This window comes from Streptococcus sp. XMC, assembly GCF_021341835.1.
Lineage (GTDB): Bacteria > Bacillota > Bacilli > Lactobacillales > Streptococcaceae > Streptococcus.
The window spans coordinates 156,476-171,004 of record NZ_JAJTNQ010000002.1 but is presented as its reverse complement, the minus strand read 5'-3'; the positions used below and the strand labels follow the sequence as shown (position 1 = coordinate 171,004).

Genomic DNA, 14,529 nt, shown 5'->3' with positions numbered 1-14,529 from the left:
AATAAGGGAGAGTGAAATGCAAAAAGGTAGAAAAATTCAACGAGAATGGTCAAAAGTGCCAGGGGGGAATAAAAAAGTACCGGAGGTGTTTTCAGAAGGTCAACCACAAGGAGAGGTATTTGAATCCAAAGATCAATTTGAGGAAGACAAATATTCGAGATCAGATCGAGTATACGCATCCCAAATGGGCCAGTTCAAAGCATCCTGGTTTTCTCGTCGCAGTGGTCTCCTGAAGCTAGGGATAGGTCTTGTCGTCATTGTGTGTCTCTTTTGTGGGGCTCTCCACTATGTAAGATACCTTTCCCATCAAAGAGATTCCTATTCAACCACTAAAAAGACTGAGAAGCTCCCAACAGATTCATCCGTAAAAACTGAATTTACATTTTTTGGAGAAGATTCTCCTTATATTGACAAGGACCACAGAATTGAATTGTCCATAGAGGATTTCATTTCTTTAGTGAGAAAAGCGAATGAACCTAATGTAACGCCAGAGCAGATTGTCGATCAGATTGGGAAAGCGGTCTCTGGTCACCTGTCCTCTAGCTCCGACGGTAGCCAGAGAATCGGATTAGAATATGAGCTCGTCGGGGATACAGGGCGCTTGTCTCTTAATTTTCAGAAAGAACAAGATTCTATGGAACTCAGTAGTGTGACCTATTATACTAGGAAAAGTTTTAGAGGAGAAGTCACGAAAACAAGTAAAGACTATAAGGCTTTGCAAGCTTCATCTGAAGAAGGTCTAGAGTTGACAGAAGCTGTAAAAGAATTAGGAACTCCTGACTTTATGCATAATAATTATGCTATTGGGGGAGTCAAACGAATTACAATCGTCTATACTACAAGGGATAAGATGAGTGTCTTTATGTCTTTTGATGAAACTGGGGGAAGATTCCGTTTGAAGAGTATAAGGAGTGTTGAGGATAAATCATAATCGATAAGATCATCTGAGAATTCCTATTTAGGGGTTGTCAAAAAATTCTGGCCTCTCTACTTGTCTCTATTGGTCCAGAACGTGTTGCTTTGATGAAATTTTTAGATGAGAAAGAATTCTTGCAAATTATGCTATAATAGTAAAATCTAAGAGTTCAAAAGGAGTTTATCTTCCTAGAGGACTGACTACATAGAACAAGAGGTATCGCCATGACTGCACAAAAAATGACTGCACAAGAGATTATCGCCTTTATCGGAAATGCAGAAAAGAAAACCAATGTAAAAGTAACCTTCGAAGGGGAACTGGCAGGAGATCTTCCAGCATCCGTTGTGAAACTAGGCAATGTCCTATTTGGAGACTGGAAAGAGATTGAGCCCCTTCTTGTCAACTTAACAGAAAATAAAGATTATATCGTAGAGCAAGATGGGCGTAATTCGGCGGTGCCTTTGCTGGACAAGCGTTATTTGAATGCTCGGATTGAACCTGGTGCGATCATTCGAGACCAGGTGACCATTGAAGACAATGCGGTGATCATGATGGGAGCCGTCATCAATATCGGTGCTGAAATTGGTGCAGGGACCATGATCGATATGGGAGCTATTCTTGGTGGCCGTGCAACGGTTGGTAAAAACAGCCACATCGGGGCAGGAGCGGTTCTAGCTGGTGTCATTGAACCAGCCTCTGCAGAACCAGTCCGAATCGGGGATAACGTTTTGGTGGGAGCCAATGCCGTCGTCATTGAAGGGGTTCAAGTTGGAAATGGCTCTGTCGTAGCGGCAGGTGCGATTGTTACCCAGGATGTGCCTGAAAATGTAGTGGTAGCCGGTGTACCTGCGCGCGTTATCAAGACCATTGACGAGCAGACGCAACAAAAAACAGCACTTGAGGATGCCTTGCGTAACCTTTAAGAGTATAGAAGTAGGAAGCTGGGGGATACCTCGGCTTCTTCTCAAAAGAGAAAGACGAATATGATACTTGATTTAGTAAAGATTCGACGGGACCTGCATCAAATCCCAGAAATTGGACTAGAAGAATTTAAAACACAAGCCTATCTTTTGGAGCGCATTGCAGAAATCACCGAGGGAAAAGAGTTCGTTGAGCAACGGACCTGGCGGACGGGGATCCTGGTTTTTCTGAAGGGTTCCAATCCCGAAAAGACCATTGGCTGGCGGACGGATATTGATGGACTGCCCATTGTTGAGCAGACTGGTCTTGACTTTGCGTCCCGTCACGAAGGTCGGATGCATGCCTGTGGCCATGATGTTCATATGACCCTAGCCTTGGGCTTGTTGGAGCAACTGGTCCAAGAACAGCCTAAGAACAATCTCTTGTTCCTTTTTCAACCAGCCGAGGAAAATGAAGCCGGAGGCATGCTCATGTATGAAGATGGTGCCTTTGGAGACTGGCTGCCTGATCAATTCTACGGTCTCCATGTCCGACCAGACTTAAAGGTAGGTGAGATTGCGACCAATCGGGGGACCCTCTTTGCAGGGACCTGTGAAGTGAAGCTGACCTTTAAAGGAAAAGGTGGACACGCCGCTTTTCCGCATGAAGCTAAGGATGCCTTGGTTGCTGCCAGCTATTTTGTCACCCAGGTTCAAACCATTGTCAGCCGTAATGTCGATCCTATCGAGGGAGCAGTTGTGACCTTTGGTTCCATGCATGCGGGGACGACCAATAATGTCATTGCGGAGACGGCCTTTCTGCATGGGACGATTCGGACCCTGACCATGGAAATGAACCTCTTGACCCAGAAGCGACTCGAGACGATTGCGAGAGGAGCTGCAGCTGCTTTTGATATGGACATAGACTTGGAACTCAAGCAAGGGGGCTATTTGCCAGTGGAAAACAATCCAGACTTGGCAGATGAACTGATGACCTTCTTTGATCAAGCAGAAGATGTCACCTTGATTGATATCCTGCCCGCGATGACCGGAGAGGATTTTGGTTATCTCTTGTCAAAAGTGGATGGGGTCATGTTCTGGTTGGGAGTAGACAGTCCTTATGCCCTTCATCATCCTCAGATGAGTCCCAAGGAAGAGGCCTTGTCCTTCGGTGTAAAGGCCATTAGTCCTTTCTTACAAATGAAAGCTAATCAATAAAGAAAGATGGAAATGAAAGCAAGTATTCGAAAAAGTGTGTTGAAGAAGATGAAAGGTTTGGAGTCGGAGACCAAGCGAAGGGCCGATCAAGCCTTGATCCAGCGTTTACGCTCTTTGTCAGCTTACCAAGAAGCAAGTGTTATAGCGTCCTATTTGTCCTTCCCGCATGAGGTGGATACGAGTATTCTGATTGACGCAGCTCAAGCAGATGGCAAGCAGGTCGTCATTCCGAAAACCTATCCAAAAGGACGCCTGGAATTTGTGGCCTATGATCCTCAGAAGTTGAAACAAACATCCTTTGGCCTCATGGAACCAGAGGATGGGACTCAAGCAATAGATAAGTCGGAGATTGACCTAATCCATGTTCCCGGAGTAGCCTTTCAAAAGGATGGCTATCGGCTGGGTTATGGAGGAGGCTATTACGATCGCTATTTGGCAGATTTTGACGGAGCGACCGTCAGCACCATCTATGCTTGCCAAGAAGCAGACTTTTCACCTGCTCCCCATGATATCCCTGTTAAGGAGGTTCTAGTGGATGAATCAACTATTTGATAAGAAATACCCAGTGACCAGTAGCTTGCTTCTATTAACAACCGGCGTTTTTCTATCCATGTTGCTGGTTCGTGGCTTTAACTATGAATCTGTCCAGACTGTTTATGATTTTGGGGGTGTCCTAGGAGCTGAAATTCAGGTAGACCCGAGTCAGAGCTGGCGTTTGCTTGCTGCCATGTTTGTTCATATTGGCTTGCAGCATTTTGTTTTGAACATGATTACCCTCTATTTCCTCGGAAGGATCGCTGAAGATTTATTTGGCTCAAAGGCCTTCTTAGCCCTCTATCTGCTATCTGGCTTGATGGGGAATCTCTTTGTCTTGGCCTTTTCTCCAGAAGTCGTCGCAGCTGGGGCTTCTACCGCTTTGTTCGGTATCTTTGGGGCTATTGCCAGTTTGCGCTTCATTGCTCGGAGTCCCTACATTCAGTATCTGAGCCAAAGTTATACTTCATTGATCTTGGTCAATATCTTCTTTAGCTTTATGCCCGGGATTAGTCTAGCAGGTCACCTAGGAGGCTTGGTAGGAGGAGGGATTCTAGCCTTTGTCTTTCCCGTCTATGTTGAGCGAGATAGCGTGAAAAAAAGCTGGCGCTTGGGAGCTCTGCTCCTTTATACAGCTGTTGCAGGTCTTCTATATGCTTGGGCTCTTATATCTTAGTCTTTCCAAGGATTTGTAGCACATTTGTAAATTATCTGAAAACTGAGTGAAGTCTCAGTTTTTTTGTATATATCTCTTAAAAATGATAGAGAAAGCTAAAAATATCACAAATAAATGAATAAAAATGTAAAAAAGAAAGCGCTTGCAATGTTGATTGGAAAAGAGTAGACTGGTGGTATATAAAACCTTCTTGTGTCCAAAAAACGCTTGAGGACATAAAATAAGCAAAAAGGAGATTTGCGATGAAGAAATGGTTGTTTAAACTAGCTTTGGTAGCGATGACGTTCTTACTCCTACCAATTCAAGCCGTTCAGGCCTGCTGTGGGTTTATTATTGGTCGCCAGTTAACCAAGGATGGTACCACCCTTTTTGGTCGGACTGAGGACTATCCTTATTATCCAAATGGCGGAAAACACAACAAAAACTATGTTGTTGTCGATGCCAAGAACTATAATGAGGGAGATCAAATCGAGGATGAATCCAACGGATTCACCTACCCGCATGCTGCCAACGAAATGAAATACACAGCTGCTTATGACTCTGCTCGTGGTGACGGTAGCAATGGTGCTTTCGGGGAACACGGTTTTAATGAGGCCGGAGTATCCATGACTGCGACAGTGACAGCTATCCCAAATAAGAAGGTCTTGACAACGGATCCTTTGAAAGCTGACGGACTTCCAGAATCAGCTATGCTAGATGTTATCTTACCACGTGTTAAAACTGCCCGTGAAGGGGTTGAATTACTGGCTAAGGTTATCGAAGAAAAAGGTTCAGCTGAAGGAAACGTGGTGGTCTTTGCAGACCAAAATGAAACCTGGTATATGGAAATTCTTTCTGGTCACCAATATGTAGCGGTGAAGGTGCCAGAAGATAAGTACGCAGTCTTTGCAAATACCTACTACCTAGGTCATGTTGATTTGAATGATACTGAAAATGTCATTGCCTCTAAAGATGTTGAAAAAGTAGCCAAGGAATCTGGCAACTACAAGACTGATAAAGATGGCAACTTCCATATTGCTAAATCTTATGGCCCAGAGAAATATGCTGAAGGAGACCGCTCACGGACCTATGCAGGAATCACCTTGCTAGATCCAGACTCTAAAGTTACTTATGAGGATGATGAGTATGAGCTCTTCCGTTCGCCAACCGATCCAAACAAAAAATACACCTTAGAAGATGCTTTTGCATTACAACGGAATCGTTTTGAACACTTGAATGGACGCTTTGTACCAGATGATCAAATTGGTGTTAAGAAGCAAGGTGATGATGGTAGCAACGATACTGTTCGTAAAGACCAGTATAAATATGCTTTAGGAAACGAAAATGTTATCGATGCCCATGTCTATCAAATCAATCCAAACCTTCCAAAATCATTTGGTGGTACAGTTTGGCTAGGAATGGGTCCTTCACGGAATACCCCTTATGTTCCGTTCTATGGAAACGTAAAAGATACTTACGAAGCCTTTAAACCTCAAACAGCTACTTATGATCCAAATTCATGGTATTGGACAGTTTGGCACATCGACCAAATGGCCATCAATAACCAAGATCTCTTTGGAAAATCTATCCAAAATCACTGGAAAGCACTAGAAGAACAGCTCATTATTGAACAAAAAGTGAGTGATGCAAAATATGCTGCTTTGAAAGCTGATGAAGCAGCTGCAAAAGGGGCAGAGGATCAAGTGACTGCCGAAGCAATAGCGCGTTCTGAACGTCTGTTCAAACAATTTAAACAATATGAAGCTGAACTTTCAGCTACCTTGAAAGAAGCAGGTAGAACGGATGATCCATACCGGGCATCTCTTCCAGATGATTACAAGGATCCAACGGACGCAACCACGACAACAGCTCCAAGTACCGATCCAAGTAGGGATGAAACCACGACAAGTGAGCCAATTACCGATCCAAGTAAGGAAGAAACCACGACAAGTGAGCCAAGTACCGATCCAAGTAGGGATGAAACCACGACAAGTGAGCCAATTGCCGATCCAAGTAAGGAAGAAACCACGACAAGTGAGCCAATTACTGATCCAAGTAGGGATGAAACCACGACAAGTGAGCCAATTACCGATCCAAGTAAGGAAGAAACCACGACAAGTGAGCCAATTACCGATCCAAGTAAGGAAGAAACCACGACAAGTGAGCCAATTACCGATCTAAGTAAGGAAGAAACTACGACAAGTGAGCCAATTACCGATCCAAGTAAGGAAGAAACCACGACAACAACTACAACTACTAAACCAAGCAAGGACGAAACCAAGCCAACTCAACCAAGTACCGATCCAAACAAGAATGTAAACACATCAACTAAGATTGTCCCTGCTCCAACAACAAACAATCGTCCAGTTCTTCCGACGAATTCCTATATTTTAGTAGATCCTGTTACTGGAATCACCCTGCAAAACCCAGATTTTGCCCAAGGTGGCTTTAATTTGGCAGTTGCTGTTTTGAAGGATGTCCAAGCTCTTAAAGGTAAAGATTATAAGATTTATGACATTCAGTTGTCGAATCAAAATGGAGCCGTTCATCAATTCAGCCCAACTGTGGTGACCATGCCAGTTGATCCTACTAAAGAAGTAGAATCTGTTGTAGGCATTGGAGAAGATGGCAAGGTTGAGACTTACCAGTTCAGCTTGAATGAAGACAAGAGCAAGGTAACCTTCACAACCAATCACTTCTCATCTTATGGAGTTGTTTACAAAACAGCAGCCAAGGTAGAAGAAAAAACAGAAAGCAAGAAATTGCCATCTACTGGACAAACCATTTCAATGGTTGGTATCATCGGCGGTGTCTTGATTAGTGCACTTGGATTTGCCTTCTATGTAGAAAAACGCAAACAGAACAAGGCCTAAAAAGCAACTTTTTAAGAAATGAAAAGAGGCCGGACGTATTGTCCGGTCTTTCAAATTGAATATAAAGTGATCTTAGAAACTTTCCTTAGGTGAGTACGGACGTCAGCGAACTTCGAAGAAATTCCATGACTTAGTTTTGGATCTAAGGTTCCAAAACTCCCGAGTACTTGAAACACCAATGGTTCAAGTACTTTTCTCACTGCGGAAAGTTCCAGTTCCTTCTTCAATGACTCAAAAAATAGTAAATTATTTTTTTAAGAAGTAGCTGAGCTTTTTATGCACTACTAAAAAGAGGCCGGACGTTTAGTCCGGTCTCTTTACTTCATAGTCGAAAATTCGAGGGGAGCATTTTTTACTCCTCGGTCACTTTTCCTGTTTCTTCTAATTTTTTTCCAAGATCAATGATGTATTGTTTGAGATCATCTTTAACCTGTGGGTGTTTCAAGGCATAATCAATAGATGTTTTCATGAAACCAAACTTGTCCCCCACATCGTAACGTCTGCCCTTAAATTCACGGGCAAATACTCGTTGGGTCTTGTTCAAGGTGTCGATGGCATCAGTTAATTGGATTTCATTTCCAGCGCCTGGTTTTTGGTTTTCCAAAATCTGGAAGATTTCAGGAGTCAGTAAGTAGCGACCGATAATGGCAAGGTCGCTCGGTGCTTCCTCTGGTGTCGGTTTTTCGACAAAGGTTTCAACGCTATAGAGTCCGTTGATGCCTTCCCCTTGAGGAGCAATGACTCCGTAAGCAGAAACTTCTTCATGAGGAACTTTCATGACGGCAATGGTTGAAGCATGTGTCTCGTCGTAGTCATTCATCAATTGCTTGGTGAGAGTAGTGGCTGTATCATCTGTGATATCCATCAGGTCATCACCCAGCATCACGACGAAAGGCTCACTTCCGACGAAGGCCTTAGCCTGAAGGACAGCATCTCCAAGGCCACGCGGATGTTTTTGACGAATGAAGTGGAGGCGCATCCCGGTAGTTTCATCGACTAGTTTCAACAGGTCATTTTTTCCTTTTTCCTTGAGGTTGTACTCAAGTTCGAAGTTTGAGTCAAAGTGGTCTTCAATTGAACGTTTTGATTTACCAGTGACAACGAGAATATCCTCAATGCCAGCCTTAAGGGCTTCCTCAACGATGAATTGGATGGTTGGCTTATCCACGATTGGCAACATTTCTTTGGCCAGGGCCTTGGTTGCAGGTAGGAAACGCGTTCCAAGTCCAGCCGCAGGAATGACTGCTTTTCTAACTTTTATCATAATAATTCCTTTCTAACTAAAGAATGAAGGTTTCGTTGACTGAGTAGTAAGAAATAACCCTTAGTTCCACTCATTTTCTTCTTTAAATTCGTTGTTCATCATGAAGTTGATGGCTTCGCGGATGTCTTGCCCTTCATAAATCACTTGGTAGATGGCTTGTGTGATCGGCATATAGACGTCTAGCTCTTGGGCAAGTTCGTAGGCAGCCTTAGTGGTTGAAATTCCTTCGATGATCATACCCATGTTGGCTTCGATATCTTCTAGTTTTTCACCGCGACCGAGGGCATCTCCCGCTCGCCAGTTACGAGAGTGGATGGAAGTGCCTGTCACGATCAGATCCCCAACTCCGGATAGTCCACTATAGGTCAAGGGGCTAGCTCCAAGTTTCACTCCTAGACGGGTAATCTCAGCTAGTCCACGCGTGATAATAGCAGCCTTGGCATTGTCTCCGAATCCAAGTCCGTGGAGGGCTCCAGCACCAACAGCGATAATATTTTTCAGGGCACCGGCTGTCTCTACTCCGATCACATCTGTGTTAGTATAGAGGCGGAAGTAGTGGTTGCTGAAGAGCTCCTGAACGTAACGAGCTGTTTCTAAATCCTTAGAAGCTGCTGTGATCAGAGTGATGTCGCGAACGATGGTTTCTTCAGCGTGACTTGGACCAGACACGACCACAATCTCGCTACGTAGAGAAGCAGGGATTTCCTCTTCTAAGATTTGAGAAATCCGTTTGTGACTGTTTGGTTCTAACCCTTTGGACGCGTGCATGACCTTGACCGGATGGTCCAAGAGTTCAGCTACTTGCTTGGCAACGAGTCGTGTCACCTTGGTTGGGACGACAAAGAGGACCGCATCTGCTCCAGAAAGAGCTTCGTCCAAGTTGTGGTAAGCCTTGATCCCTGGATCTAGCAGGACATCCTTAAAGTAGCGTTTGTTGGTATGTTCTTGATTGATTTCGTCGATTTGTTCTGGGACGTTTCCCCAGATCCGCACTTCATGGCCATTGTCGTGGAGGACTTGAGAAAGGGCAGTTCCCCAAGAACCAGGACCGATGACCGCAACGGTTTGTTTATCCATAGTATTCTCCTTCGTGAAGATTTCATTTCTATTTTACCATACTATAGAGAAAAAAGCTTTGGAATCTAGCTGAATTTCATAGGAAAAGCAAATAATATGATAACTGAAAAAATGTTGGTAATTTTAGTAAATTATTCTTGTATTTATATGTTGAATATGATAAAATTCCTTTCATATATTACTCTAGCTAGTGATATATAGGAGAAACAAAAAGAAAAAGGAGTTTATGATGAAAAAGAGCTTAAAATTAATACTGACCTTAGTTTTAGCTAGTGTCTTTGGTTTGTCCGAAATTCGATCGGCCCATGCTGATGGCGCAACAGGAAAGATCCAAATTACAAGTAAAACGATCACACCTGCTAAGTCACCCGTGGACCAGTACACGGACATTAAGGTTGATCTAACTTTCAATGTTCCGCAGGAGGTCAAATCTGGGGATCAAGCGGTCATTACCCTCCCTCAGAATTTAAAATTTATCTCGGATCAGACATTTGATGTCATGAGTCCGGATGGTAAGTCTGTGGTTGCGAAAGCGGTCATTAATGCTACCAACAAAACCATCACCCTGACTTATGAAGATTATGTGGAAACGAAATCAGATATTTCAGGAAGCATGTTCTTTGCAGTTCGGGTAGATCCGGCAACTGAATCTCCAAGCAAGGTGCCAATCACCTTGAATGTGGACAACAATCCTGTCCCTGTAGGAGAAGTTGACTTCGTAGTTGACCCGGGGAATGCTGAAAAGACTTTGGATAAGGTTAGCTGGGGAACAGAAACCTTAGCAGATGGCAGCATCACACGTCAATATGAAGTGCGTGTCAATGCAGCGAATGCGGCTTTAACAGAAGCGATTGTAACTGACCAATTGCAAACAGAAGGAATGAGCTATGTAGAAGATTCCTTTGTGATTAAAAAAGGGAATTGGGTCGTTAACAGTTCGCATAAATTAGCCTTGAAAAACGGGCAAGTTGTTTCTTTGCCAGTTGAGTTTGGAGCAGACAAGAAGAGCTTCAATATCAGCCTGGGAAATGTAGCCAAAGGTGAAGGTTACTCGATTGCCTATAAGGTCAAGATTCCTTATACACCTGCAAATGGGGAAGAGTTCCTTAACAATGTAACCTTGAAGGCTCAAAAAGTTACTGAAACGAAGAGCAACCCGTTCGTTTATCAAACTGCTGGTGGGGAAGCCCAAGGTTATACCTACTCAATCAACCTCAAGAAAGTTGATAGCCAGGATGAAAACACTGCTTTAGCAGGTGCTGAATTTAACGTGATCCGTGTTGCAACAGGTGCCGTTGTCGGTAAGTTGACAACCAATGCAAAGGGAGAAGCAGGTATTGGTGGCTTGTTGAACACAGCTTACCAATTAGTTGAAACAAAAGCTCCAGAAGGATATGAATTGGATGCAACTCCAATTGAAGTCAAAGCAGAAGATTTTGGAACAACGAAAACAGCTCTTAAAAAAGTTACAAACAAGAAAATTGTTAAAGAACCGACACCAACCAGTGCGGTCATCGAATTAGATAAGGCCCTTACAGGTCGTGACTTGGTAGACGGTGAGTTTAGCTTTGAATTGTACGAAGGTACTAACAAACTTCAAACTGTTACCAACAAAGCTGGTAAAGTAACCTTTGAATCTGTTTCTTACACAGCAGAAGGTGAACACACTTACACTGTGAAGGAAGTCAAGGGGACTACCCCAGGTATCACATACGATACAGCCGAAAAACAAGTAACCGTTAAGGTAACAAAAGATGGAGACAATCTAAAAGCAACAGTTGTCTATCCAGAAAGCAAGGTCTTTGCAAATACTTACTCAGCTCCAAGTCCAGCAAAAGCTCAGATTTCAGCCAGCAAGATTTTAGAAGGCCGTGCCTTGAAGGATGGCGAATTCAGCTTTAGCTTGTTGGATGAAGCTGGAAAAGTTCTTCAAACAAAACAAAATGCTGCAGATGGTTCAGTAGCATTTGATGAAATTTCTTATTCACAAGAAGATGCAGGAAAAACTTTCCACTACACGATTAAGGAAGTGATCCCTACATCTCAAGAAAAAGGAATGACCTACGACCAAGCTAGCATCGAAGTGACAGTAACGGTTACGAAAGATGATGCAAGCAATACCATCAGCGCAACAGTGGCCTATGGTGCGAAGAAATCATTTATCAATACTTTTGTGACAAGTGAAATCCCACCAACACCACCAGTTGTTGAGAAGCCAGAAGTGAAACTCTATACCATCCAACTTCATAAGGTCAATGCAGAAAACCAAGCTCTAGCAGGAGCTGTCTTCGGCCTCTTTGAAGCAGATGGTGTGACAGCAGTTGCCAACCCTTACGGTGAAGGTCAAGCGACAGCAACCTCAGATGCCAATGGTCTTGTCAGCTTTGTAGGCTTTACAGCGAAGGACTATGTGGTGAAAGAGTTGACAGCACCAGAAGGTTACCAATTGTCAACGATTTCAATCACAGTTTCTGCGTCAGAATTGAATGCTGCTGCAGACTTGGTAGTTGATAAGGGTAGTGTGGTGAATAAACCATTTACTGCCATCCCACCAACACCACCAGTTAATGACATGCCAGAAGCTAAACTTTACACTATCCAACTTCACAAGGTTGATGGTGAAGGTAAAGCTTTGGAAGGTGCGGTCTTCGGCCTATTCGAAAAGGATGGTACAACTCCAGTTGCCAACCCTTACGGCGAAGGTCAAGCGACAGCAACTTCAGATGCTAATGGTCTTGTAAGCTTTGTAGGCTTTGAAGCTAAGGACTATGTAGTGAAAGAATTGACAGCACCGAAAGGTTACCAACTTTTAGAGGCTCCAATCAAGATCTCAGCAGCAGATTTTGAAGCAGCGAAGGATTTGGTTCTAGACAAAGGAAATGTTGTCAATGAGAAAACTCCAAACAACCCTCCTAAGGGAGAAGGTAAGAAATCTCTTCCTTCTACTGGTCAATCAATGAGTGAAGGACTAGTAGCTGCAGGACTTGCTTTGGCAGTAGCTGGAAGCGCCTTGGTTTATAAAAAGCGTGAAAATTAATCATTAAAACAGGTTTTGTTCTAGCCTCGCTAGACAAGCCTGTTTTTTTGTCTATAGGTGATAAAAAATATTTATCAAGCCCTTAAAAAATACATATTAGACGCTCTTGAAGTGGGATGATAAAATAGGGAATAGAAATATCAAAGGAGGGAAGGCCATGTGTAGAACGATTGTTGGAGTATCTGCCAATCTATGTGCAGTGGATCCAGATGGGAAAAATATCCATTCGTCTGTATCTTGTAAGTTTGCGGAAACCATTAAGCAAGTAGGTGGCCTTCCTATGGTTATCCCAGTGGGAGATCCGTCTTTTGCCAAAGATTACATCGAGACAGTGGACAAGCTTATCCTCAGTGGGGGGCAAAATGTCCATCCTAGCTTTTATGGAGAAGAGATCGCCATCGATAGTGATGACTACAATCTCGAGCGCGATCAGTTTGAATTGGCCTTGTTAAAAGAAGCAGTCCGTCAAAATAAGCCGGTCCTAGCCATCTGCCGAGGAGTTCAGCTCGTCAATGTGGCCTTCGGTGGGACTCTCCATCAAGAAGTGGAAGGGCACTGGCAAGGGCTTCCTTTTGGCACTTCTCATTCGATTGAGACCAAAAAAGGCAGTGTGGTGGAGCGTCTCTTTGGACAAGCCAGCCAGATCAATTCTGTTCATCGCCAAAGCATCAAGGACTTGGCGCCTAACTTTCGAGTGACAGCCATTGACCCACGCGACCAGACCATTGAAGCCATCGAAGCAGTGGATGGTCATCGCATCATCGGTTTGCAGTGGCATCCAGAGTTCCTAGTCAAAGAAGAAAAAGGCAATCTCGAACTCTTCCGCTATCTGTTAAAAGAATTGTAAAGTCTTTAGGATTTTTTAAGGAGAAAGAGGTAAACTAGTCTCATCAACAAAGACCTCCTAACTTTGTTTGATACAGTTTACTTTTTTTCATATAATCTCCTGCAAAAGTCTCCTCGGTTGAGGGGGCTTTTGTGTCTTTGTCAGAAAAAATACGAATAGTAGAATTGAGGAGACGGTTCGCTAAAGTGATGGTATAATAGAAGAGATAGAAACGTTTTAGAATGAAAGAGGAATCATGATGACTAAAATTCGTGGATTTGAACTTGTATCAAGCTATACCAATCAGGACTTACTGCCAAAACGGGAGACAGCCCATGCAGCTGGTTACGACTTAAAGGTGGCAGAGCGCACGGTGATTGCTCCTGGGGAAATCGTCCTCGTCCCAACTGGGGTCAAGGCCTATATGCAACCGACTGAAGTACTCTATCTTTATGACCGTTCCTCTAACCCTCGTAAAAAAGGTCTGGTCTTGATCAACTCTGTTGGGGTTATCGATGGAGACTACTACGGCAATCCAGGAAATGAAGGCCATATCTTTGCTCAGATGAAAAATATTACCGACCAGGAAGTTATCCTTGAAGTTGGGGAACGTGTGGTTCAGGCTGTCTTTGCTCCTTTCTTAATCGCGGATGGGGATGAAGCAGATGGCGTGCGGACTGGTGGATTTGGGTCAACAGGGCACTAAGATGAAGATTATCTTTGTCCGTCATGGGGAGCCAGATTATCGTGTGTTAGAGGAGCGTGCTTATTCCGGATTTGGAATGGATTTAGCTCCCTTATCTGAGAAGGGAAGGAAACAGGCTCAGGACCTTTGCCAAAACCCCTTGTTGCAATCAGCTGATCTACTAGTAGCTTCAGCAGTAACGCGAGCTTTAGAAACAGCTTCTTATCTGGCTTGTGCTACTGGACTTCCTTTGAGAGTAGAACCCTTATTGCACGAATGGCAGGTATACGAAAGTGGTATAGAGAATTTTGAAACAGCTCGGACTCTGTTTCTAGAAAATAATGGGAAGCTCCTTCCGGATAGCCCAATTCAATATGAAACCGCTGAGGATATGAGAGCTCGCTTTATTGAATCGTTGGCCAAGTACCGAGACTATCAAAAGCTTGTAGTGGTTACCCATCGTATGCTCATGCGCCAGTTTGTGCCAAATGAGAAGATTGATTTTTGCCAAGTGATTGAGTGTGAGATAGAGATTTAGAAAGAGG

The 14,529-nt window shown here is 43.6% G+C and carries 12 protein-coding genes; 10 read left to right on the top strand and 2 right to left on the bottom strand.

Annotation, left to right across the window (positions count from 1 at the left end):
- The first annotated feature begins 16 nt into the window (after window positions 1-16).
- The 6 genes from LXO72_RS05720 to LXO72_RS10195 all read left to right on the top strand — a co-directional run bounded on the left by LXO72_RS05720 (window position 17) and on the right by LXO72_RS10195 (window position 7,095).
- Complete coding sequence (locus LXO72_RS05720) at window positions 17-931, top strand: hypothetical protein (protein ID WP_154854325.1); 915 nt, start codon at window positions 17-19, stop codon at window positions 929-931.
- A 209-nt stretch (window positions 932-1,140) separates the two neighbouring features.
- The gene (gene dapD, locus LXO72_RS05715; RefSeq protein ID WP_195550580.1) at window positions 1,141-1,839 is read left to right on the top strand and encodes a 2,3,4,5-tetrahydropyridine-2,6-dicarboxylate N-acetyltransferase; all 699 of its coding nucleotides are present in this window, start codon (window positions 1,141-1,143) and stop codon (window positions 1,837-1,839) included.
- A 60-nt stretch (window positions 1,840-1,899) separates the two neighbouring features.
- A complete protein-coding gene (locus LXO72_RS05710; protein WP_233331784.1) occupies window positions 1,900-3,033 on the top strand; it encodes an N-acetyldiaminopimelate deacetylase in 1,134 nt (377 codons plus the stop codon).
- Window positions 3,034-3,045: 12 nt separating this feature from the next.
- Complete coding sequence (locus tag LXO72_RS05705) at window positions 3,046-3,585, top strand: 5-formyltetrahydrofolate cyclo-ligase (protein WP_233331783.1); 540 nt, start codon at window positions 3,046-3,048, stop codon at window positions 3,583-3,585.
- A complete protein-coding gene (locus LXO72_RS05700) occupies window positions 3,569-4,243 on the top strand; it encodes a rhomboid family intramembrane serine protease (protein WP_233331782.1) in 675 nt (224 codons plus the stop codon). Before LXO72_RS05705 ends, LXO72_RS05700 begins: the two co-directional genes overlap by 17 nt.
- Window positions 4,244-4,485: 242 nt before the next feature.
- A complete protein-coding gene (locus LXO72_RS10195; RefSeq protein ID WP_325167120.1) occupies window positions 4,486-7,095 on the top strand; it encodes a C69 family dipeptidase in 2,610 nt (869 codons plus the stop codon).
- 352 nt (window positions 7,096-7,447) lie between these two features.
- Here the strand turns inward: LXO72_RS10195 and galU are convergent, their stop codons facing one another.
- Together galU and LXO72_RS05680 are read right to left on the bottom strand one after the other, a co-directional pair.
- Window positions 7,448-8,359 carry a UTP--glucose-1-phosphate uridylyltransferase GalU gene (galU, locus tag LXO72_RS05685; RefSeq protein WP_233331781.1) on the bottom strand — a complete coding sequence of 304 codons (912 nt, stop codon included), beginning with the start codon at window positions 8,357-8,359 and terminating at the stop codon, window positions 7,448-7,450.
- Between the two features lie 60 nt (window positions 8,360-8,419).
- Window positions 8,420-9,436 carry an NAD(P)H-dependent glycerol-3-phosphate dehydrogenase gene (locus LXO72_RS05680; protein ID WP_129269872.1) on the bottom strand — a complete coding sequence of 339 codons (1,017 nt, stop codon included), beginning with the start codon at window positions 9,434-9,436 and terminating at the stop codon, window positions 8,420-8,422.
- Between the two features lie 229 nt (window positions 9,437-9,665).
- Here LXO72_RS05680 and LXO72_RS05675 point away from each other — a divergent pair, with 229 nt between their 5' ends.
- The 4 genes from LXO72_RS05675 (at window position 9,666) to LXO72_RS05660 (ending at window position 14,522) form a co-directional block, all read left to right on the top strand.
- Window positions 9,666-12,473, top strand: a complete 2,808-nt coding sequence (locus LXO72_RS05675) for a SpaA isopeptide-forming pilin-related protein (protein ID WP_233331780.1) — start codon at window positions 9,666-9,668, stop codon at window positions 12,471-12,473.
- A gap of 157 nt (window positions 12,474-12,630) precedes the next feature.
- Window positions 12,631-13,320: a gamma-glutamyl-gamma-aminobutyrate hydrolase family protein gene (locus LXO72_RS05670; RefSeq protein WP_233331779.1), complete on the top strand. Its 690-nt coding sequence runs from the start codon at window positions 12,631-12,633 to the stop codon at window positions 13,318-13,320.
- 238 nt (window positions 13,321-13,558) lie between these two features.
- Window positions 13,559-14,005 (top strand): dUTP diphosphatase, encoded by a 447-nt coding sequence (locus LXO72_RS05665; protein ID WP_233331863.1) that lies wholly within the window; start codon window positions 13,559-13,561, stop codon window positions 14,003-14,005.
- Complete coding sequence (locus LXO72_RS05660) at window positions 13,965-14,522, top strand: histidine phosphatase family protein (protein ID WP_233331778.1); 558 nt, start codon at window positions 13,965-13,967, stop codon at window positions 14,520-14,522. The genes LXO72_RS05665 and LXO72_RS05660 overlap by 41 nt, the downstream gene beginning before the upstream one ends.
- Window positions 14,523-14,529: the final 7 nt, after the last annotated feature.